This window comes from Jiangella muralis (genome assembly GCF_001270745.1).
In the GTDB taxonomy this organism is placed as follows: Bacteria; Actinomycetota; Actinomycetes; order Jiangellales; family Jiangellaceae; genus Jiangella; species Jiangella muralis.
Window position 1 is genome coordinate 125,769 of the sequence record NZ_LFXL01000031.1, and the last position, 21,395, is coordinate 147,163.

At 72.6% G+C, this 21,395-nt stretch carries 21 protein-coding genes; 4 read left to right on the forward strand and 17 right to left on the reverse strand.

Annotated elements, in window-relative coordinates; genetic code table 11:
* Window positions 1-23: 23 nt before the first annotated feature.
* Genes ACW62_RS24910 through ACW62_RS24930 form a run of 5 tightly spaced genes read right to left on the reverse strand, consistent with a single transcriptional unit; the run spans window position 24 to window position 5,575 of the window.
* A complete protein-coding gene (locus ACW62_RS24910; protein ID WP_053206805.1) occupies window positions 24-965 on the reverse strand; it encodes a S66 peptidase family protein in 942 nt (313 codons plus the stop codon).
* Window positions 962-2,884: a dipeptidyl-peptidase 5 gene (locus ACW62_RS24915; RefSeq protein ID WP_205629578.1), complete on the reverse strand. Its 1,923-nt coding sequence runs from the start codon at window positions 2,882-2,884 to the stop codon at window positions 962-964. The genes ACW62_RS24910 and ACW62_RS24915 overlap by 4 nt, the downstream gene beginning before the upstream one ends.
* Before the next feature lie 26 nt (window positions 2,885-2,910).
* Entirely contained in the window at window positions 2,911-4,197 is a 1,287-nt protein-coding gene (locus ACW62_RS24920) for a M20/M25/M40 family metallo-hydrolase (protein WP_053206807.1), read from the reverse strand.
* Complete coding sequence (locus ACW62_RS24925; protein ID WP_053206808.1) at window positions 4,190-5,026, reverse strand: M55 family metallopeptidase; 837 nt, start codon at window positions 5,024-5,026, stop codon at window positions 4,190-4,192. The genes ACW62_RS24920 and ACW62_RS24925 overlap by 8 nt, the downstream gene beginning before the upstream one ends.
* A gap of 6 nt (window positions 5,027-5,032) precedes the next feature.
* Entirely contained in the window at window positions 5,033-5,575 is a 543-nt protein-coding gene (locus tag ACW62_RS24930; protein ID WP_240477410.1) for a MarR family winged helix-turn-helix transcriptional regulator, read from the reverse strand.
* Window positions 5,576-5,605: 30 nt separating this feature from the next.
* Here ACW62_RS24930 and ACW62_RS24935 point away from each other — a divergent pair, with 30 nt between their 5' ends.
* The gene (locus ACW62_RS24935) at window positions 5,606-6,340 is read left to right on the forward strand and encodes an SDR family oxidoreductase (protein WP_053206810.1); all 735 of its coding nucleotides are present in this window, start codon (window positions 5,606-5,608) and stop codon (window positions 6,338-6,340) included.
* Here ACW62_RS24935 and ACW62_RS33385 read toward each other — a convergent pair.
* The 12 genes from ACW62_RS33385 to ACW62_RS24995 form a co-directional block, all read right to left on the reverse strand.
* Entirely contained in the window at window positions 6,337-7,452 is a 1,116-nt protein-coding gene (locus tag ACW62_RS33385) for a DivIVA domain-containing protein (protein ID WP_276202970.1), read from the reverse strand. The two genes, ACW62_RS24935 and ACW62_RS33385, sit on opposite strands and share 4 nt — an antisense overlap.
* A 128-nt stretch (window positions 7,453-7,580) precedes the next feature.
* A complete protein-coding gene (rlmN, locus tag ACW62_RS24945; protein ID WP_053206851.1) occupies window positions 7,581-8,702 on the reverse strand; it encodes a dual-specificity RNA methyltransferase RlmN in 1,122 nt (373 codons plus the stop codon).
* A 717-nt stretch (window positions 8,703-9,419) separates the two neighbouring features.
* Window positions 9,420-10,265 (reverse strand): phosphatidate cytidylyltransferase, encoded by an 846-nt coding sequence (locus tag ACW62_RS24950; protein WP_053206852.1) that lies wholly within the window; start codon window positions 10,263-10,265, stop codon window positions 9,420-9,422.
* 26 nt (window positions 10,266-10,291) lie between these two features.
* On the reverse strand, window positions 10,292-10,849 hold the full coding sequence (frr, locus tag ACW62_RS24955) for a ribosome recycling factor (RefSeq protein ID WP_053206853.1): 558 nt from the start codon (window positions 10,847-10,849) through the stop codon (window positions 10,292-10,294).
* Window positions 10,850-10,914: 65 nt separating this feature from the next.
* The gene (pyrH, locus tag ACW62_RS24960; RefSeq protein ID WP_083460141.1) at window positions 10,915-11,715 is read right to left on the reverse strand and encodes a UMP kinase; all 801 of its coding nucleotides are present in this window, start codon (window positions 11,713-11,715) and stop codon (window positions 10,915-10,917) included.
* Window positions 11,716-11,767: 52 nt separating this feature from the next.
* On the reverse strand, window positions 11,768-12,592 hold the full coding sequence (tsf, locus tag ACW62_RS24965; RefSeq protein WP_053206811.1) for a translation elongation factor Ts: 825 nt from the start codon (window positions 12,590-12,592) through the stop codon (window positions 11,768-11,770).
* A gap of 82 nt (window positions 12,593-12,674) precedes the next feature.
* A complete protein-coding gene (rpsB, locus tag ACW62_RS24970; protein ID WP_053206812.1) occupies window positions 12,675-13,748 on the reverse strand; it encodes a 30S ribosomal protein S2 in 1,074 nt (357 codons plus the stop codon).
* Window positions 13,749-14,092: 344 nt separating this feature from the next.
* Window positions 14,093-15,049, reverse strand: coding sequence for an ABC transporter ATP-binding protein (locus ACW62_RS24975; protein ID WP_053206813.1), 957 nt, complete (start codon window positions 15,047-15,049; stop codon window positions 14,093-14,095).
* Window positions 15,042-16,052 (reverse strand): ABC transporter ATP-binding protein, encoded by a 1,011-nt coding sequence (locus tag ACW62_RS24980; RefSeq protein ID WP_053206814.1) that lies wholly within the window; start codon window positions 16,050-16,052, stop codon window positions 15,042-15,044. Before ACW62_RS24980 ends, ACW62_RS24975 begins: the two co-directional genes overlap by 8 nt.
* Window positions 16,049-16,912, reverse strand: a complete 864-nt coding sequence (locus ACW62_RS24985; RefSeq protein WP_053206815.1) for an ABC transporter permease — start codon at window positions 16,910-16,912, stop codon at window positions 16,049-16,051. The genes ACW62_RS24980 and ACW62_RS24985 overlap by 4 nt, the downstream gene beginning before the upstream one ends.
* Entirely contained in the window at window positions 16,909-17,862 is a 954-nt protein-coding gene (locus ACW62_RS24990) for an ABC transporter permease (RefSeq protein WP_053206816.1), read from the reverse strand. The genes ACW62_RS24985 and ACW62_RS24990 overlap by 4 nt, the downstream gene beginning before the upstream one ends.
* Entirely contained in the window at window positions 17,859-19,433 is a 1,575-nt protein-coding gene (locus ACW62_RS24995; protein WP_053206817.1) for an ABC transporter substrate-binding protein, read from the reverse strand. The genes ACW62_RS24990 and ACW62_RS24995 overlap by 4 nt, the downstream gene beginning before the upstream one ends.
* 270 nt (window positions 19,434-19,703) lie before the next feature.
* On the opposite strand from ACW62_RS24995, the gene ACW62_RS33390 reads away from it, so the two are divergent.
* Genes ACW62_RS33390 through ACW62_RS25005 form a run of 3 tightly spaced genes read left to right on the forward strand, consistent with a single transcriptional unit; the run spans window position 19,704 to window position 21,357 of the window.
* Window positions 19,704-20,855, forward strand: a complete 1,152-nt coding sequence (locus ACW62_RS33390) for a peptidoglycan DD-metalloendopeptidase family protein (protein ID WP_083460142.1) — start codon at window positions 19,704-19,706, stop codon at window positions 20,853-20,855.
* Window positions 20,852-21,079: a hypothetical protein gene (locus ACW62_RS34325; RefSeq protein ID WP_157574961.1), complete on the forward strand. Its 228-nt coding sequence runs from the start codon at window positions 20,852-20,854 to the stop codon at window positions 21,077-21,079. Before ACW62_RS33390 ends, ACW62_RS34325 begins: the two co-directional genes overlap by 4 nt.
* A gap of 5 nt (window positions 21,080-21,084) precedes the next feature.
* Window positions 21,085-21,357 (forward strand): hypothetical protein, encoded by a 273-nt coding sequence (locus ACW62_RS25005; RefSeq protein WP_053206855.1) that lies wholly within the window; start codon window positions 21,085-21,087, stop codon window positions 21,355-21,357.
* The last annotated feature ends 38 nt before the right edge of the window (window positions 21,358-21,395 follow it).

The following is a 21,395-nucleotide window of genomic DNA, read 5'->3' on the forward strand; positions in this document are numbered from 1 at the left end:
AGCACGGAGGTGTCGAGCAGGTGCTACGGCTCGACCAGTGCGTCGGCGTCCAGGGTCAGGGTCCCGGCCTCGGCGTCCAGCGTCGCCGGCACGCCCAGCGGGACGGTGATGCTGGCCGGGCCGTGGCCGAAGCCCAGGTCGGTCAGCACGGGCACGCCCAGCCCACCCAGCCGATCCAGCAGCAGCTCCTCCACCGGCTCGCAGTCGTGCCACGATCCCAGCGCGATGCCGGCCGCGCCGGACAGCCAGCCGGACCGCAGCAGATGGGTGAGGAACCCGTCCAGCCGGTACGCCTTCTCCCCGACGTCCTCCAGCAGGACCAGCGCCCCGGCGGCGGACGGCAGCCCGGTCGGCGTCCCGATCTCGGCGGCCACCAGCGCCAGGCATCCGCCGACGGTGACGCCGGACGCGACCCCGGGGACCAGCGCCCGGGCCGGCGGCGACGTCAGCACGGTGCCGGCCGCGCCGCCGAACAGCATCGACCGCAGCCCTTCGGCCGTGGACGGGGAGGTGACGAACGCCTCCGTCCCGATCATCGGGCCGTGCAGCGTCGCGACTCCGAGGAGACGCGCGAAGGCCGAGTGCAGCGCCGTGATGTCGCTGTAGCCGACGAATGCCTTGGGCGCGGCCGCGGCCATCGCCGTCCAGTCCAGCAGCGAGGACACCCGCTGCACGCCGTACCCGCCCCGCGCGCACAGCACCGCCGCGAAGTCCGGCGAGCACCAGGCCTCCTGCAGGTCGGCGGCGCGCTCGGCGTCGGTGCCGGCGAGGTACTCGAACGAGGGGTGGACGGACAGCACGTGCGGCATGACGACGACGTCGAGGCCCCAGGAGCGCAGGATCGCGCACCCCGAGTCCAGCCGGTCCTTCGGCACCGGACCGGCCGGGGCGACGACGGCGACACGGTCGCCCTCGACGAGGCGGCGGGGCCGCCGCAGCGGCACCACGGACGGCCGCCCCGTCACGAGGCCGTGAACCCGAAGACCTTGGCGTACAGCCCGAGTTCCTTCTCCAGTGCGGTCACGATCGTCTCCTTGCGCCGGAAGCCGTGTTGTTCCCCCTCGAATGCGACGTACTCGTGCTCCACCCCGAGCTCTGCCACCCGCTCCGCGAACCGTGCCGTCGGGCCGGGCGGGCAGACCTCGTCCTCCAACCCCTGGAGCAGCAGGAACGGGACGGTGAACTTCTCCGGGACGTTGATCGGCGACCGTTCGCGGTACCGCTCCTCCGTCTCCGGCCACGGCCCGACCAGGCCCTCCAGGTACTGCGACTCGAAGTCGTGCGTCTCGCCGGTGCGGAACGCCACCAGGTCCAGCACCGGGTACATGATCGTCGCGCAGGCGAACACGTCGGTGAACGCCAACGCGGCCGCCGCGGTCCAGCCCCCGGCCGAGCCACCGCGGATCGCCAGCCGCGCGCCGTCCGCGATCCCCTCGTCGACCAGCGCCTTCGCCGCCGCCACGCAGTCCTCGACGTCGACGATGCCCCACTGCTCGCGCAGCCGGTCGCGGTAGGACCGCCCGAACCCGGTCGACCCGCCGTAGTTGACCTCGACGACGCCCAGGCCGCGGCTGGTGAAGTAGGCGACCTCGAGGTCGTGCACCATCGGCGTCCGGCCGGTCGGCCCGCCGTGCACGAACACGACGTACGGCGGCTTCTCCCCGCCGACGCCGCCGAACCGCGACCCCGTGGGCGGGTAGACGATGGCGTGGACGTCGCGCCCGCCCGTCCCGGCGAACGTCCGCGGCTGCGGCCGCGGCAGCGACGTCGCCGGCACGGGCAGCGTCGACCGCGCCACCGCCGACACCGTGCCGACGGACGCCGCGACCACTTCGAACGGCGACACCGGCGAGGCAGCTACGCCGTACACCGTGCGTCCGGACACCGCCAGTGTCGGCGCCCACTCGGTGTGAGCGTCCTCGAGCAGGTCGTAGAGCAGGCCGGTCGTGGTGTCGAGCAGGTTCAGCCGCGCCGACGCCCGGCCGCGGATCACCGCCACCTCACCGTCGCCGAGCGGTGCGAACCAGCGCAGCCCCAGCTGCCAGAGCGGCCCGGCGAACTCCTCGGCCCGCTCCCCCAGCACCTCCGGCTCGGAGCCGTCGAGCCGGACGCGGTGCAGGTTCCACCAGCCGGTCCGGTCGGACGCGGCGAGCAGCGCGTCCGGTGTCTCCCACTCGATCTGCGGGATCGACTCCGACTCCCCGCCGGCGACGGTCACGGGCGCGCCCACGGACCCGTCCGGCGCCACGGGCGCGACCCGCACGAGCGTGCCGTCCCACGGCATGTCCGGGTGCTCCCAGCCGATCCACGCCAGCCGCTGCCCGTCCGGCGACGGCCGCGGGCAGGCGAGGAAGTGGGTGTCCTCGACCAGCACCCGCACGTCGCCGGAGCCGTCCAGCGGCACCGCCACCAGCGCCCGCCGCAGGTCCGTCGGAGCCGGGCCCGTGTGCTCCTCGCGGATGCACCAGATCTCGGTGCCCGACGGCGCCGGCACCGGCTCGGCGTACCGCAGCCCCGAGGGGATCGCGGGCGACGGCGTCAGCGGCACGGGATCGTCGCCGGAACCCGGGAGGAACCGGTACAGCCGCTGGTCGGAGAACTCGGCGAACACGACGGCGCCGTCGGCGAGAGCGACGTACGCCAGCCCGCCGTACTCGTGCACGCGGGTGCGCACGTTCCACGGCGCCGGCAGCACCATCTCGGGCTCGTCGGCGCCCGGCGGCAGCCGCAGCAGCGCGACCCGTCCGCCCTCCGCCGGCTGCGGCAGGGTCCACCACAGCGCGTCGCCGGCATGGCTCACCCAGCCGGGCCGGCCGTCGTTCTCGGCGACGATCTCGGCGGTCACCGGCGACGGCCAGCTACCGTACGGTGCGGATTCGGGCACGGACTCCCCCAGGGAGAAAGACGAGGTCAGGTGGTCAGGAACCGGTCAAGTACCCGGACGCCGAACTCCAGCGCGTCGACGGGCACGCGCTCGTCGACGCCGTGGAACAGGGCCGAGTAGTCGAGGTCGGGCGGCAGCCGCAGCGGCGAGAAGCCGTAGCCGGTGATGCCGAGCCGGGAGAACTGCTTCGCGTCGGTGCCGCCGGCCATGCAGACGGGGACGACGTGCGCGCCCGGGTCCTCGGCCAGCAGCGCGCCGGCCATCGCGGCGAACGTCGGCGACGCGGGGTCGGCGGACAGCGCGACCTCGGCGTGCTCGTACTCCCAGCTCACGTCCGGCCCCACCAGAGACGTGACGGTGGCCTCGAACTCGTCGCGGGCCTCGGGCACGACCCGGCCGTCGACCAGCGCCGTCGCGGTCTCGGGGATGACGTTCACCTTGTAGCCGGCGCTCAGCACGGTCGGGTTGGTGCTGTTGCGCAGGACGGCCTCGACCAGCTCGCGCGCTTCGCCGAACCGCGCGATCGTCCCGGCGACGTCGGAGAGGTCGACCGGCACGCCCAGGGCGGCGCCGATCGACTCCAGCGACGCACGCACCGTCCGCGTCAGCCGCACCGGCCACTCGTACTCGGCCAGCCGGTGCACCGCCCCGGCCAGCGCGGCCACCGCGTTGTCGCCGTTGACGCGCGACCCGTGCCCGGCCCGGCCGCGCGCCGTCAGCCGCAGCCAGGCGGTCCCCCGCTCACCGGCAGACACGGGGTACAGCCGCGTCCCGCCTGCGTGGAAGGTGTAGCCGCCGGACTCGCTGATTCCCTCGGTGACGCCCTCGAACAGGTCGGCGTGCTTGGTGACCAGCCAGGTCGAGCCGTGCGCGGCGCTGGCCTCCTCGTCGGCGGTGAACGCGAGGACGACGTCGCGGGCCGGCCGGCGGCCCTCGCGTGCCCAGGCCCGCGCGACGGCGAGCATCATCGCGTCCATGCCCTTCATGTCGATGGCGCCGCGGCCCCACAGCATGCCGTCGCGGACCTCACCGGAGAACGGGTGCACCGACCAGTCGGCCGCCTCGGCCGGGACGACGTCGAGGTGACCGTGGACGAGGATCGGGTCGCGGCCGGGGTCGCTGCCCTCGATGCGGGCGACGACGTTGGCGCGGTTGGGCGCCGACTCGATCAGCGTGGCGTCGATGCCGGCCTCGCCCAGCTTCGCCGCGACGTACTCGGCGGCGGGCCGCTCCCGGCCGGTGCCGTCGCCCGGGTTGGTGGTGTCGATGCGGATGAGGTCGGCGGCGAGGGTCAGGACGTCGGGGTCAGCCATAGTGGTTCTCGATGCCGTTGGAGATCAGGGTCGTGACCGCCTTGAAGCAGCGGATGAGGTCGTGCGCGGTCGCGGCGGTGTAGCGCACCCGGCGCTCGGCGACGCGTTCCACCGTCGGGACCATACCGGCGAAGTCGGCCAGCTGGGTGGCGTCGACCTCGATCTCGACGGTGTACGGCCCGCGGCCCGTGGCCGGTTCGTGCCGGAGGGCGAGCGCGGCGGCCGCCTTCGCCTCGGCGCGGACGTCCTCGAACGTGCGCGCCGGCGGGCGGCAGCGGGCCGCGTACCGTGACACGTAGTCCTTGACGGCGACGGTGCGGGCCAGCGGCGCGTACGTGACGGCGTCGGCGCAGGCGCGGTCGTCGCCGGTGACGAGGATGACCGGCGTGCCGTACTCGGCCGCGACCAGCGCGTTCAGCCGGCCCTCGCTGGCCGGCTCGCCGTCGACCCAGACCCCGGTGATGGAGTTCGGCAGGTACGTGTGCGCCAGGACGCCCTCGGCGCCGGCGCCCGCATGGTAGCCGAGGAAGACGACGCCGTCGACGTCGCCGCTCTGGATGCCTTCGACCATCGTCAGCGCCTTGTGCCGCCCGGTGATCATGGTCGCGCGCTCGTCCAGCTGCTCGAGCAGCAGGTTGCGCATGGTGGCGTGTGCCTCGTTGACCAGCACCTCGTCGGCGCCGCCCTCGAACAGGCCGGCGATGGCGCCGTTGACGTCGGACGTGAACATCGTCCGGCAGCGTTGCCACTGCTCCGTCCCCGGCTCGACGTCGGCGGGCCAGGTGACGCCGGTGGCCCCTTCCATATCGGCCGAGATCAGCACCTTCATAGGGGGCTACGGTACATCGGCCCCCGGCCGGTCCTCCGCACCGAACCGCTGGGTGAGGTCGCCCAGCAGCGTCTTGAGCAGCCCGGCCAGAGCCGCGCGCTGGGCGGCGTCGATGCCGTCGAGCAGAGTCTCCTCGTGCCGCAGCAGGTCGGCGACGACCCGCTCGTTCAGCGCCCGCCCCTCGTCGGTGAGGACGACGACCGCCGAACGGCCGTCCGCCGCGGACCGTTCGCGCCGCACCAGCCCGGCCGCCTCGGCCCGGGCGATGCGCTGCGACACGGCCCCGGCGGTGACGAAGCTGCGCGCGGCGATCTGCCCGGGCGTCAGCCGGTACGGCGCACCGCTGCGGCGCAACGTGCTGAGCAGGTCGAGCGTCGGGTTGTCGATGCCCAGCCGGTCCAGCGTGCGGCGGCGCTCGTCGGCCAGCAGCTGGCCGATCCGCCACACGCGGGTGATGACGCCGATCGACTCGACCGGAACGCCGGGCAGTTCGCGGCGCCAGGCCGCCTGGATGCGGTCGGAGCCGTCATCGCCGGGTATTCTCTCCACGGAGATAGTTTAGCGCTTAAGGAGTTTTCGATGACTACACGCACCATCGTCGTCACCGGCGGCGGCACCGGCATCGGACGGGCCGTGGCCGCGGGCTTCGCGGCCGCCGGCGACACCGTCGTCGTGACCGGGCGGCGGCGTTCGAAGCTGGACGAGGCGGTCGCCGGGCTGGGCCCCAGGAGCAGCGCGGTCGACTTCGACGCGGCCGACCCGGCCGCCGTCACCGAGGCGCTGGACCGGCTGCCCGCCACGATCGACGTCCTGGTCAACGCGGCCGGCGGCAACACCGGCATGGGCCAACCGGCGCCGGAGCCCGGCGACCTCGCCGCCGAAGCGGCGGCCTGGCGGGCCAACTTCGACGCCAACGTGCTGACGGCGGTGCTGGTCACCACGGCGCTGCTGCCGCGGATGCCGTCCGGCGGGCGCATCGTCACCATCGGGTCCATCGCCGCCCGGCGTGGTGGCGGCGACTACGGCGCGGCCAAGGCGGCGATCGAGGCGTGGACGGCGTCGCTGGCGGCCGAGATCGGGCCGCGCGGCGTCACCGTGAACGTCGTCTCCCCCGGCCTCACCGTCGGCACCGAGTTCTTCCGCGGCCGGCTCACCGACGCCCGCCGCGAGCGCCTGGTCGGCGAGACCATGACCAAGCGCGAGGGCACCACCGAGGACGTCGCGGCGGCCGTCCAGTACCTCGCGGCGCCCGCCGCCGGGCACGTCACCGGCCAGGTGCTGCACGTGAACGGCGGCGCGTACCTCGGCCGCTAGGGCGCGACGACCTCGACCTCGTAGCCGTCCTCGTTCTCCATGTAGGCCGCGTAGTGGTGCGGGCCGCCGGCGTGCGGGTGGCGGTCGGCGAACATCAGGTGCCAGCCGTACGAAGGCGCCTCGGACACGATGCGGTCGACCATCCACTGCTCCGGCACCGCCAGCGCCAGGTGGTTCAGGCCGGGGGCCTTGCGGTCGTAGGCGACCCAGCTGAGGTCGGGCGAGCACTCGATGACGACGTACGGGCCGCCGCCCGGCGCCTGCCAGGACCGGCCGTTCTCCCACGCCTGGAACAGCGTCCAGCCCAGCCGCTCGAACAGCCAGCCGAACGAGCGGGTGGCGGCGTCGAGGTCGCGGACCCAGATCTCGATGTGGTGCAGGCCGGTCGACGGCGTGCTGGACGGCGCCAGCGAGGCGTCTTCGGGGCCCGGCTCGGGCGCCCGCTGGTACTGCTCCTGCTGCTGCGGCGGCGCGGCCGGCGGGGGCGTCTGGCCGTAGGACGGGTCGAGCGCGCGCAGCACGGGATCGAGTTCGCTCACCGCGGAGTCTGTCAGCGGGTCGTACGCCTGGGTGTCGTACTGGCTGTTGCCGTGCGCTGTGCCGTGCGAGGTGTCGTAGTAGGCCGCCTGGTAGGACGGGTTCGACGGCGGGCCGGCCGGGGCGGGCGGCTGGCCGTAGCCGGCGGCCGCGGGCGGCGGCATGACCGGCGGCGCGGCGGGCGGCTGCGCCACCGGCGGCGCGGCCGGGGCGCCCATGGACGGCGCGCCGGCGGGCAGGCCGGGCGATCCCGGCGGGAGCCCGGCGCCCTGCGCGTACGCGTTCGCCGGCACCTGCTGGTGCTGCTGCGACTGCTGCGCGGCCGCCTTACGGCGCGCTCGCAGCTCCGTCGCGGCGACGTCGAGCCAGTCGTCGACGTCGTCCATGACGTAGCCCTCACGCATGCGGACGACCTTGAACTCCTCGGCCTCGATCTGCTCCGGCGTCACACTGCGCCCCGAGGGCCGGCCATCGAGCGCGTCGATCACCAGATCGACGAAGTCGTCGACGGCGTCGAGGTCATAGCCCTCACGCATACGAGTGGTACGGAACTCAGGCTCGCGACTGACGGCCACCAGGTGTCACTCTCCTCCCGAACACAGAACGGCCGGCTTCGGGCGATTCCGCGGGTGGCGAGTCCAGCCAGCTCACCACTCGCGAAGCCGATATCCCCCGAGACCGGCCGAGCAAAGCGCAATGCATACTAATCACCAACGGTAGCCAACTGACCACATGCCCCGTCGATGTCGCTTCCGCGGGTGTCCCTGATGGTCACCGGAACACCCCTTTCCTCCAGCGCGGCGACGAACGCCGCCTCGTCCTCCGGGCGCGACGCGGTCCACTTCGAGCCCGGGGTCGGGTTGAGCGGGATCGGGTTGACGTGCACCCAGCCGCGGCCGCGCTCGTTCAGCAGCTTGCCCAGCAGGTCACCGCGCCACGCGTGGTCGTTGATCTCGCGGATCAGCGCGTACTCGATGGACACCCGCCGCCCGGTCTTCTCGAAGTAGGCGCGCGCGGCGTCCAGCGCCTCGCCGACCTTCCAGCGGGTGTTCACCGGCACCAGCTCGTCGCGCAGTTCGTCGTCGGGCGCGTGCAGCGACAGCGCCAGCCGGACGCCGAGGTTCTCGGCGGCCAGCTTGTCGATGGCCGGCACCAGCCCGACGGTGGACACCGTCACCCCGCGCCGGCCGATGCCCAGCCCCGACGGCGCGGGGTCGGTCATGCGGCGCACGGCGGTGACGACGGCCTTGTAGTTGGCCAGCGGTTCGCCCATGCCCATGAAGACGACGTTGGTGACCCGTCCAGTTCCCCCGGCGATCTCGCCGCCGGCCAGCATGCGCTCGGCCGCCACGACCTGTTCGATGATCTCGGCCGCCGACATGTTGCGGGTCAGCCCCTGCTGGCCGGTGGCGCAGAACGGGCAGTTCATGCCGCAGCCGGCCTGGCTCGACACGCACAGCGTGACCCGCGGGCGGTCGCCGGTGTAGCGCATGAGCACGCTCTCGACCAGCGCGCCGTCGAACAGCCGCCACAGCGTCTTTCGGGTGGTGCCGCCGTCGGTCTCGAGGTGCTTCACCGCGGTGGTCAGCGTCGGCAGCATGGTCGCCGCCAGCGTGTCGCGCACGGCCGCCGGGACGTCCGTCATCTGCGCGGGGTCGTTGACGTGACGGGCGAAATAGTGCCGCGAGAGCTGGTCGGCCCGGAAGGGCTGCTCGCCCAGTTCGGCCACCGCCTGGCGGCGGGCATCGACGTCGAGGTCGGCGAGATGGCGGGGCGGCTTGCCACGCCGGGCGGGAACGAGCGTGAGCTCACCGGGTCTGGGCATGATGTCGACCATTGTCCCACGTTCGGTGCGCTGATGCCGTATGTCGAGGTCGAGGGGGCCGATCGGCCGGTACCCCGCCGCCTGAACGCCCCAGGGGGTGTCGGACACCGGCTGGATGAGTGAGTCCGATTGATCTTGGCTACGCGGCCTGGGTGGTCGGCCGGGGTTCTCGTTGGCTGGCCGGCCGTTCGCCCGGGTCTGCCGACCGTGCGCCGGGGGTCTGCCGCGTTGGCCGTCCCCCTGGCGCCCGTTCTTGGCACCTATCAGGGGGACGGGGGCAGTCTGGGCACGCCTCACTTCACCCGCGCCGGGATCACCTCACCCGCGCCAGGACCGCATGGCCGCCGATGACGACCGTCATCCGGTGCTGCGGCGGGTGACGTGCCCACGAACGACGAACGGTGCACCGGGCGCGGGGCGGGCTCTGCCCGCACTCCCCCGTCCCCCTGATAGCTGCCCGTTCTTGGCCGCGGTGCCGCGGCTAAGAAAATGGGCAGCAGGGGGACGACCCACTACCGCACAACGGCCAACGGCGGGACAACGGCGAACCGTTACACGATCCCCCACGCCACCGTGTGAGATCGCTGCGCCGAGTGGGGCGGATCACTGTTCCCCTGGCAACAGCAACGCCACCCAGCAAGCACAGTGATCGCACCCAGTGCCGAGCCGGGGGTGGGCGCACAGTTCAAGTGTCGGAATTTCGTAGACCAAGCGGAGCTAGGTCGCGACGACGTACTCGAGCACCAGCCACACCAGCGGCGCCGTCGGCAGCAGGGAGTCGAGGCGGTCCATCAGGCCGCCGTGGCCGGGCAGCAGTTGGCTCATGTCCTTGATGCCGAGGTCGCGCTTGATCAGCGACTCCCCCAGATCGCCCAGCGTGGCCCCGATGACGCCGGTGACGCCGAGCACGACGCCGGTCCACCAGGGCGCGTCGAACGCGTACACCGCCACCGCGACGGCCACGCCGATGCCGAGCAGCAGCGAGCCGCCGAACCCCTCCCACGACTTCTTCGGGCTGACGCTCGGCGCCATCGGGTGCCGCCCGGCCAGCACGCCGGCCAGCAGGCCGCCGGTGTCGGACGCCACCACGACGACGAGCAGCGCGAACACCCGCCAGGCGCCGTCGTCGGGACGCAGCATGAGCATCGCGAACCCGGCCAGGAACGGCACGTAGACGCTGGTGAAGATGCCCGCCGATACGTCGCGCAGATAGCCCGGACGGGGATCGCCCAGCCGCCACGCGCACACCGCGGCCACCGTCAGCCCGAGGCCCACCAGCAGCGGCGAGCCGCCGCCGAGGTACGCCCCGGCCAGCATGAGCACCGTGCCCAGTACCACCGGGACCACCGGGACCTGGATGGCCCGCCCGCCCAGCGCCGTCGCCAGCTCCCAGACCGCCACCACCATGACGATGACGACGAAGCCCGCGAACGCCTGCTCCAGCAGGAACAGCGTGCTGAGCACGATGGCGCCCAGGCCGAGCCCGACCAGCGTCGCGGCCCTGAGGTCGCGCCCGGTCCGCCCGTGCCGGCGTGACCTGTTGCCCGGCGCTTCGTCCGTCATCACCACGTGTGTATTCGCCGGCACCCTCAGACCTCGAGGAGCTCGGCTTCCTTGTGCTTGAGTAGGTCGTCGATCTGCTCGACGTAGGTCTTGGTCACCGACTCCAGCTGCTTCTCCGCGCGCGCGACCTCGTCCTCACCGGCCTCGCCGTCGCGGGCCAGCTTGTCGAGCGTCTCTTTGGCGTGCCGGCGCACGCTGCGGATGGACACCTTGGAGCCTTCGGCCTTCTCTCGCGCCAGCTTGATGTACTCGCGGCGCCGCTCCTCGGTGAGGGCCGGCAACACGACGCGCAGGATGTTGCCGTCGTTGGTGGGGTTGACGCCGAGGTCGGAGTCGCGGATGGCCCGCTCGATGGCCCCGAGCGAGCCCTTGTCGTAGGGCTGAATGGTGATCATGCGGGCGTCGGCGACATGGAACGACGCGAGCTGATTGACCGGGGTCGGCGCACCGTAGTAGTCGACCACGATCTTGTTGAACAGCGACGGATGCGCCCGGCCGGTGCGGATGGTGGCGAAGTCATCCTTGCCGACGGTGACGGCCTTCTCCATCTTCTCCTCGGCCTCGAGGAGGGTCTCGTCGATCACCACTACTCCTTCGCTTGCTGTGTGGCGACGATCCTAGAGGACCGCCCTGGCGCTGCCGCCGTCTTTCAGCCCTCGACGACCGTCTCGATGTTCGAGGCGACCAAGGTACCGATGCGCTCGCCCCGGATGGCGCGCGCGATGCCGTTCGGCTCACCGAGCCCGAACACGACGATGGGCAGCTGGTTGTCCATGCACAGGCTGAAGGCGGCCGGGTCGGCGACGTTGAGCCGCTGCCGCAGGACGTCGGCGTAGGTGATGCTGCTGTACTTGCGGGCCGACGGGTCCTTGCGGGGGTCGGCCTCGTAGACGCCGTCGACGCCGTTCTTGCCCATGAGCAGGCGGTCGCAGCCGATCTCCAGCGCGCGCTGCGCGGCGACGGTGTCGGTGGTGAAGTACGGCATGCCGGCGCCGGCGCCGAAGATGACGACGCGGCCCTTCTCCAGGTGCCGGGCGGCGCGGCGCGGGATGTACGGCTCGGCGACCTGCCCCATGGTGATGGCGGTCTGCACCCGGGTGTCGACGTCGAGGTGTTCGAGGAAGTCCTGCAGGGCCAGGCAGTTCATCACCGTGCCCAGCATGCCCATGTAGTCGCCGCGGGCGCGGTCCATGCCGTGGTGCTGCAGCTCCGCGCCGCGGAAGAAGTTGCCGCCGCCGACGACGATGGCCACCTGCACGCCGTCCTTGACCACGACCTCGGCGATCTGCCCGGCGATGCCCTTGACCACCTCGGGGTCGACGCCGACGGCGCCGCCGCCGAACACCTCGCCGGACAGCTTCAGCAGCACCCGGGTGGGCGGCGCCGTCGCGGGCTCGGGGTCGGGCGCGGCCGAGGCCGGCACCGGTGCGGTTCCGTCTGTCTCCGTCACGGTGCCGGCCTCCTATGCGTCGAGATGGGCGGGTCCTGGGGTCGCCTGGCCGTCAGGCCTCGAGGCGGACGATCCGCTGGACGGTGACGCCGGCCTCGGCCAGCACCGCGCCGACCGACTTCTTCGACTCCTTCACGGACGGCTGGTCGACCAGCACGGTCTCCTTGAAGAAGCCGTTGACCCGGCCCTCGATGATCTTCGGCAGCGCCTGCTCGGGCTTGCCCTCCTCGCGGGCGGTGGCCTCGGCGATGCGCCGCTCGTTCTCGACGACGTCGGCGGGGACCTCGTCGCGGGTGGCGTAGGTGGCCTTCAGCGCGACGACCTGCATGGCGGCGTCGCGGGCGGCCTGCTGGGCCGCGTCGGAGCCGTTGGAGGTGTACACGACGTACGAACCCACCTGGTACGGCAGGTCGGCGGCGCGGCGGTGCAGGTAGGTGGCGTACTCGCCGTCGACGACGGCCACGCCGCCGATCTCGATCTTCTCGCCCATGACGACTGCGGCGGCGTCGACCGCCTCGCCGACCTTGCGGCCGTCGGCCAGCGGCGCGCCCAGCAGCGCGTCGACGTCGGCCGGCTTGGCCTGCGCCGCGGCGGCCACGATGTCGGCGGCCAGCTTCTGGAAGTCCTCGTTCTTCGCGACGAAGTCGGTCTCACAGGCCAGCACGATCATGGCCGGGCCCTCGGCCGCGACCAGCCCGTTGGCCGTGGTGCGCTCGGCGGCCCGCTTGGCCGCCTTGGCCGCGCCCTTGATGCGCAGCCCTTCGATGGCCTGGTCGAAGTCGCCGCCGGCCGCTTCGAGCGCCTTCTTGGCGTCCATCATGCCCGCACCGGTGGCATCGCGCAGCCGCTTGACGTCGGCCGCAGTGACGTTCGGCATCCTCACACTTCTCTCTGAATCAGTTTGCTGGCGTGGTCTGGTGACCGGCCCGGGCGGACGTCCGCCCGGGCCGGGATGATCGTCAGGCCTGCTGAGTGGCCGGCTCGTCGGCCGGGGTCTCAGCCGCGGCCTCGGCCGGCGCCTCGGCGACCGGCTCGGCGGCGGGCTCAGCGACCGGCTCGGCAGCGACCGGCTCGTCGGCGGCGGGAGCCTCGGCCGCGGGGGCCTCGGCCTCGGGAACCTCGGCAGCCGCGTCGGCCTCGGGGGCCGGCGCCGCCTCGGCGGCCGGAGCTTCGTCTGCGGCCGGTGCCTCAGCCTCGGGAGCCGCGTCGGCCTCGGGAGCCGGAGCCGCCTCGGCGGCGGGCGCCTCGGCCACGGGCTGCGACTGGAGCAGCTCCTTCTCCCACTCGGCCAGCGGCTCGTCGGACGCCAGCTCGGCGCCCTCGGCCGCCTCGCCACGCTGACCCGAGCGGCCCAGCAGGCCGTCGGCGACGGAGTCGGCGACGACGCGGGTCAGCAGGCTGACCGCGCGGATGGCGTCGTCGTTGCCCGGGATCGGGAAGTCGACCTCGTCGGGGTCGCAGTTGGTGTCGAGGATGGCCACGATCGGGATGCCGAGCTTGCGGGCCTCGTCGACGGCCAGGTGCTCCTTCTTGGTGTCGACGATCCACACCGCGCTGGGCACCTTGGCCATGTTGCGGACGCCGCCGAGGGTGCGCTCGAGCTTGTCCTTCTCACGCTTGCGCATGAGCAGTTCCTTCTTCGTGAAGCCGGAACCGGCGACGTCGTCGAAGTCGAGCTCCTCGAGCTCCTTGAGCCGCTGCAGGCGCTTGTTGACGGTCTGGAAGTTGGTCAGCATGCCGCCCAGCCACCGCTCGGTGACGTAGGGCATGTTGACGCGGGTCGCCTGCTCCTTCACGGCCTCCTGCGCCTGCTTCTTGGTTCCGACGAAGAGCACCGTGCCGCCGTGGGCGACGGTCTCCTTGACGAACTCGTAGGCGCGGTCGATGTAGGACAGCGACTGCTGGAGGTCGATGATGTAGATGCCGTTGCGCTCGGTGAAGATGAAGCGCTTCATCTTCGGGTTCCAGCGGCGGGTCTGGTGCCCGAAGTGCACGCCGCTCTCGAGCAGCTGACGCATGGTGACGACGGCCATGGCCTCGTCCCCTCCTCTCGCGCCGGCGCGAAGACTCGCACTCCGGCACGCTCGTTCCGGTTCATCGCGACGGTGGTCGACCGCCGCGCCTGGTGCCCACCGGCCTACCGCCACCCGCCGTCCACTCGAATGCGGACGTCAGGACCGACGACGAAGACCGTGCTCAGGGCACGCGAATTTGACCCAGGGAAACTGGGCCGCTCACCAGTGTACCGGGCGTGGAGGCGCCACCCAACCGCGCAGCAACGCGCCCATGATCATCAACCTTTTGCGACGCTATGACGGCACAAAGGGTTGATGATCATGGAACCCGCAGCTGGTCGCCGCCGAGGCGACCGCCCCGGTCACAGGTCCGTGACGCCGTGCAGGTGGCAGGCCGCGGCCTGCTCCGGCCCGGTCGGCTGCAGGACGGGGTCGTGGTCCGGGCACGGCTCGAACGCCTTCGGGCAGCGGGTCCGGAACCGGCAGCCCGACGGCGGGTCGGCCGGGCTGGGCACGTCGCCGCGCAGCACGATGCGCTGCCGGGTCCGTTCCCGCGTCGGCTCCGGGACCGGGACCGCCGACACCAGCGCCTCCGTGTACGGGTGCGCGGGAGCGGACGACACCGAGACCCCCGCGCCGAGCTCGACCACGCGGCCCAGGTACATGACGGCGACGCGGTCGGCCACCTGCCGCACGGCCGCGAGGTCGTGCGAGACGAACAGGTAGGTCAGCCCGAACTCGCGCTGCAGCCGCACCAGCAGGTTCACCACCTGCGCCTGCACGGACACGTCCAGCGAGGCGATCGGCTCGTCGCACACGACGAACTCCGGCTCGCCGGCCAGCGCCCGCGCGATGCCGACCCGCTGCCGCTGGCCGCCGGAGAACTCGTGCGGGTACCGGCCGCCGTGGTCCGGGTTCAGCCCGACGACCTCCATCAACTCGCCGACCCGGGCCCGCCGCGCGGTCCGTCCCTTGTGCAGCCCGTGGATGGCCAGCGGCTCGCCGATCGACTCGGCGACGGTGCGCCGCGGGTCCAGCGACGCGTACGGGTCCTGGAAGATCATCGCCGTGCGCCGGCGCAGCGCCCGCAGCTCGCGCCGTCCGGCCGCCGTCACGTCCAGGCCGTCGAACTCCACCGTCCCGTCGGACGGCTCGACCAGCCGCAGCAGGGCGTTGCCCAGCGTCGACTTGCCGCAGCCGGACTCGCCCACCAGCCCCAGCGTCTCGCCGCGGCGCACCTCGAGGTCGACGCCGTCGACGGCGCGGACGTCGCCGAAGTGGACGCGCAGGCCGCTCGCCCGCACCAGCACATCACTCACCGCTGCTCACCCCGCCGACGGCGTAGAAGGTCGCGGCCCGATGCGCGGCGGCGCTGCCGGGCACGGGCGCAAGCGGCGGCGGCTCCGTCGCGCACCGGGCGTCGGCACGGACCGGGCAGCGCGGGTGGAAGGCGCAGCCGGGCGGCAGTGCGGCGGGGTCCGGTGGCAGGCCGGGCATCGTCACCAGCTCGTCCCGCTCGCGCGCCGGCCGCGGGTCGTCCACCACCGGCAGCGCGCCGAGCAGCCCGCGGGTGTACGGGTGCGCGGGCCGGCCGAACAGCTCGTCGACGGCGCCCTCCTCGACGCAGCGGCCCGCATACATGACGACGACGTGGTCGGCGATGCCGGCGACGACGCCGAGGTCGTGGGTGATCCAGACGACGCCCATGCCGTGCTCGTCCTGCAGCCGCTCGATCAGCTCCAGGATCTGCGCCTGGACGGTGACGTCGAGCGCCGTCGTCGCCTCGTCGGCGATCAGCACCTTCGGGTTGCCGGCCAGCGCGATGGCGATCATCACCCGCTGCCGCATGCCGCCGGAGAGCTGGTGCGGGAACGCGCGCAGCCGGGCGGACGCGTCGGGGATGCCGACCTCGGTGAGCAGCTCCGCGGCGCGCGAGCGGATACCGTCGTCGGACACCTTCTCGTGCGCCCGCAGCGCCTCGCCGATCTGCCGCTCGATCGTCAGCACCGGGTTGAGCGAGGTCATCGGGTCCTGGAAGACGACGCCGATGCCGGCGCCGCGGACCTTGCGCAGCTCCTCCTCGGACCGGCCGATCAGCTCGTCGCCGTCGAAGATCGCGCTACCTCGCACCTGCGCGGTGCCCGGCAACAGACCGAGGAGCGCGAGCGAGCTGACGCTCTTGCCCGACCCCGACTCCCCGACGACGGCGAGCGTGCGGCCCGGGTGCAGTTCGAACGAGAGCCCGTTGACGACGCGGGCCGGGCCGCGGCGGGTGCGGAACGCGACGTGCAGGTCGTCGACGGCGAGCAGCGGCGTCGTCATGCGGTGACTCCCGTCCCGGCCATCGCCTGACGTTGCCGCGGGTCCAGCACGTCGCGCAGCGCGTCGCCCAGCACGTTGAACGCGAGCACCGTCACGAAGATCGCCAGGCCCGGGAAGACCGCCATCCACCAGGCCTGTTCCACGAAGCCGCGGCCCTCGGCCAGCATGCGCCCCCACGACGGGTCCGGCGGCTGGGTGCCGAGGCCGACGAAGCTCAGCGCCGCCTCGGACAGGATCGCGAACGCCAGGCTGATCGACGTCTGGACGATGATCGGCGCCGTCACGTTCGGCAGCACGTGCCGGCCGATGATGCGCAGGTCGCCGGCGCCGGCCGAGCGGGCCGCCTTCACGTAGACCTCCTCGCGGACGCTGAGCACGCTGGCCCGGGTGATGCGGGCGAAGATCGGGGTGTAGACGATGCCGATGGCGATCATCGCGTTCGTCGAGCCGGGGCCGAGGATCGCCAGCACGGCGATCGCCATCAGCATCGCCGGGAACGCGAACAGCACGTCCGAGATCCGCATCAGCACGTCGTCGACCCAGCGGCCGTAGTAGCCGGCCAGCAGGCCGATCAGCACGCCCGCGACCAGCGAGATCCCGACGGCGACGGCGCCGACCCGCAGCGACACCTCCGCGCCCAGGATCACCCGCGACAGCACGTCGCGGCCGAGCTCGTCGGTGCCGAACCAGTGGTCGGCGCTCGGGCTCTGCAGCCGGTTGCTGACGTCGGTCGCGGTGGCGTCGTACGGGGCGAGTTGCTCGCCGAGGAACGCCGTCACGATCAGGACGACCAGCACCGCGGCCGCCACGATCGCCGTCGGGCCGCGGAACAGCAGTTTGACGGTTTCGGCGGCTCTCATCGCGCGCTCCGATACGTGATGCGCGGGTCCAGCCGTGCGTACGCAAGGTCCACGACCAGGTTGACCAGCAGGAAGATGACGGCGAACAGCAGCACCGTGCCCTGCAGCACCGGGTAGTCGCGCGACTCGACCGCCTGGAAGGCCAGCTGACCGAGCCCCGGCCAGGCGAACACGTACTCGACCACCACGACGCCGGACAGCAGGTAGGCCAGCTGCACGCCGCCCACCGTCACCAGCGGCACCAGCGCGTTGCGCAGCACGTGCCACGTCAGCACGTCGCGGGCGCGCATTCCCTTCGCCCGGGCGGTCCGCACGTGGTCCTGGCCGAGTGACTCCAGGACCGACGAGCGGACGAACCGGGTGAGGATCGCGCCGCTGGACACGCCAGCCGCGATGGCAGGCAGGATCAGGTGCCGGGCCCACTCGACCGGGTCCTCCGTCAGCGGGACGTAGCCCGACGACGGCAGCCAGCCCAGCGTCCCGGCGAACACCAGGATCAGCATGATGCCGAGCCAGAAGTCGGGCACGCTCAGCCCGGCCTGGCTGGACAGGCTGGCGAACCAGTCGACCGGCTTGCGCGGGTTGAGCGCCGACAGCGTGCCCAGCGGGATCGCGATCAGCAGCGCCACGATGATCGCCGCGACGGCTAGGCTCAGCGTGGCCGGGAGGCGCTCCAGGATCAGCGACAGCACCGTCTCGCCGGAACGGAAGCTGACCCCGAAGTCGCCGACCGCCGCGTTGCCGATCCACGTCACGAACTGCACCGGCACCGGGTCGTCGAGGCCCGCGCGCTCGCGCAGCGCCTCGTACGTCGCCGGGTCGGCCTGCTGGCCCAGGGCGGCACGGATCGGGTCGCCCGGCACCAGCTGCATGATCGCGAAGGCCAGCACGCTGACGCCGAGCAGCACCGCGATCGACTGAGCCAGCCGCCGCAGGGCGTAGCGAGTCACTCCGGCAGCCTCACGGTCTCGAAGTTGATCGCCTTGTCCGCGCGGATCTCGTAGCCCTCCATCCCCGGCGCCCACGCCTGCACGACGTCCGGGTTGTACAGGTACAGGTAGCTGACGTCGTCGACGATCAGCTCGGCCGCCTGGTCGTAGAGCGTCTTGCGGGCGTCCTGGTCGGTCTCGGCCGCCGCGCTTTGGAGCAGCGTGTCGACCTCGGGGTTGCAGTAGCCCTGGAAGTTCGAGGTGCCCTCGCAGACGTGCTGGGCGTGGTAGAAGCCGAACGGGTCCAGGTTGCCCAGCCAGCCGAGCAGGAACGCGTCGTAGTCGCCGGCGGCCTGGCGGTCCAGCCAGGTGGCGAACGCCTCCTGCTCGATGCCGACCTCGACGCCGACCTCGGCCAGCTGCGCCTGGATCACCTGGGCGGCCTGGACGGTCTCGGGGTATTCGTCGGTGACCATGAGCGCCATCGGCTGCGGCGTGGCCGCGGCGTTGGCCCCGATGAGCTCGGCCGCCTGGTCCGGGTCGTGCTCGAACGGGGCGTACTCGTGGTACCAGCGGCTCTGCTCCGGGATCGCCGCCTGGTTCGTCGTCGCCGCGCCGAACCGGGCCGCCTCCGTCACTTCGTCACGGTCGATGCCGAACGCGACGCCGCGGCGGAAGTCGCGGTTGTCGAACGGCGGCTTCGTCTGGTTCATCGCGAGGTACCAGTAATCGACGCTCGGCGTGACGCCCAGCTCCACCTCGTCGTCGCCTTCGAGGCCCTCGATGTCCTGCGGCGGCACGTTGTCCGTCCAGTGGACGTCGCCCGAACGCAGCGCCGTCAGGGCCGCCGCCGGCTCGCTGACGTACTGGAACTCCACACTGTCGACCAGCGCGGGGTCGCCCCAGTAGTCGTCGTAGCGGGCGAGGGTGACGCCGTTGGCGCCGGTGTCCTCCAGCGTGAACGGGCCGGTGCCGACCGCCGTGGTCGCGAGGTCGGTCGCCTCCGCCGCGCCCTCCGGGATGATCGACATGCCCTTGAAGCCGCCGATGTTGTCCAGCAGCGCCGGGGTCGGCGCGGTCAGCGTGATCGTCACCGTCTGCGGGTCGGTCGCCTCGACGCTCGCGACGCTGGCGAACCGGTAGGCGTTGGCCAGCTGCTCGTCGATGATGCGGTTGTACGAGTAGACGACGTCCGCGGAGTCGAAGCTGCTGCCGTCGTGGAACGTGACCCCCTCGCGGAGGGTGAAGGTCCACGTCAGGCCGTCCTCGCTGGTCGTCCACTCGGTCGCGAGGCTGGGCTGGAACTCCCCCTCCGCGTCGGGCACGACGAGGGTGTCGTAGACGTTCTCGAGGATCTGGAAGCTGGCGTAGGCCTGGGTCTTGTGCGGGTCGAACTGGTCCGGCTGCGCCGAGATGGCGGCGATGAGGGTGCCGCCGTCGCCGCCCTGGTTGTCGCCCGCGCCACTCCCGGCGCTCTCGCCGTCGCCCCCCGGATCGTCGACGTTGACGTCGTCCCCGCCGCCGCATCCCGCGCTGACCAGCGCGATCACCGCGAGAGCGACCGCATGACCACGGACCTTTCCACGATTCATAGCAGCACCCATACCCGTTCTTCTCGCATCGCTCACGTCGGTCTCGTCACACCGGTCTCACCCTCGACCCTTCCGGCCCGGGGGGTGGGGTCGTCCAGTCGAGCCCCGCGCCGCCCCGCCTTCGTTGCGACTTCGTGATGCACCTGTGAGCGGATCGCCCGGCGTGTCGCTGGCGCTCCGTTATCCACAGCCCCGTCCAGTTCGCCGAGTTGTCCCCAAATCCGCTCCGCCCCGCTGCGCCGCCCCGGCTCGCCGCGTTGGCTCGCAGACATGACCCCACTTCTCGCCGCAGTCCTCGCCCTCGCCGCCCTCGTGCCCGCCGCCGCCCCGGCGGCCGCTGGCGGCCCTCCATCGGCCGCCTCCCCGCCGGCTGCGCCCAGCCCACCCCTCGCCGCCCCACCGGCCGCTGGCGCCCCGGCCGCCGCTCCAGCCGTGGCCGCGGCCGCCGGCGACCCATGGCCCGCCGCTGCCCCACGCTCCTCGATCCCGCCGGCCGCCGGCTGGGTCCATCCCGTCGGCCCGCCGGGCGGTCCAGCCGAGGTCGTCAACGGGTTCGATCCGCCGGAGCACGCCTGGTCCGCCGGTCACCGCGGCGTCGACCTCGCCGCGACCGCCGGCGCCGAGGTGCGCGCGGCCGGCCCCGGCACGGTCACGTACGCCGGCCCGATCGCCGGTCGGGGGGTCGTCGTCATCGATCATGGCGGGCTGCGCACCACCTACGAACCCGTCACGCCGACCGTCGGCGTCGGCGACGAGGTGGGCGCGGGCCGGCCGGTCGGCGTCCTCGAGTCGGCCGGCAGCCACTGCGCGCCCGCCGCCTGCCTCCACTGGGGCGCACGGGAGGGCGAGCGGTACACCGATCCGCTCGCACTGGTCGGCGGCGGATCGGTGCGGCTGCTCCCGCTCGGCCCGCGCACCCTCACGGGCGACCCACCGCCGCCACCGTCGCAGCCACCCCAGTCGGGCGGGCTGGCCTGGCCGGTCGCGGCGCCTCGCATCACGTCGCCGTACGGCATGCGGGTGCACCCGATCACCGGCGAGCACAAGTTGCACGACGGTACCGATCTGGCCGCTGCGTGCGGGGCGCCGATCCGCGCGGCCGCCGCCGGGCGGGTGACCGACGCCGGGGAGCGGGGGGCGTACGGACTGCAACTCACCGTCGACCACGGCCGCATCCACGGCGCCCCGCTCAGCACGTCCTACAGCCATCTGTCCGCGTTCTCGGTGACCGCCGGCCAGTCGGTCCGGGCCGGCCAGGTCATCGGGCGCGCCGGCACCACCGGACTCTCGACCGGCTGCCACCTGCACTTCATGCTCTACGCCGCCGGCCGGGTCACCGACCCCGTGCCCTGGCTTCCCACGGCCTCGACCGCCGCGACAAGTTACCTTGCGAAGGCCCTTCGCGAAGGGTACCGTCGTTGACAGACCCATTCATCGCACCCAGCGCCCGCAAACACGGGATCGCCGACGACGACATGCTCCACGCCTACCGCTGCGCGATCAGCTTCGAAGAGCAGGACGAGCAGATCTTCCTGCTGATCGGGCCTGACGGGTCAGCACAGCTGCTGGAGCTGGCCATCCTCCGAACCACCAGCGGACCAGTGATCATCCACGCGATGGCCGCCCGACCGAAGCACCTGTGGTGATGCCCATGCCCATGTCCCTCCAGGAAGCCCTGGACCACGCCGATGAACTCGCGCGCCGCGTCGAGGAGCGCGAGCCCGATCCGAGCGACTTCAAGGACGCGCGGTCGCTGGCCGCCATGTACCAAGCGGTTCAGGCGCGCGCCCGGGCCGATCGCGACATCGTCGAAGCCGTGACCGAGGCCCGGAGCGTCGGGCTGCCCTGGTGGCTGATCGGGTCGTATCTGGGCACGTCTGGTGAGGCCGCTCGTCAGCGCTACAGCAAGCTCATCGCCGCCTGAGCCGTGTCACCGGCGTTTCGGCGCCGTCACGTTCGGAC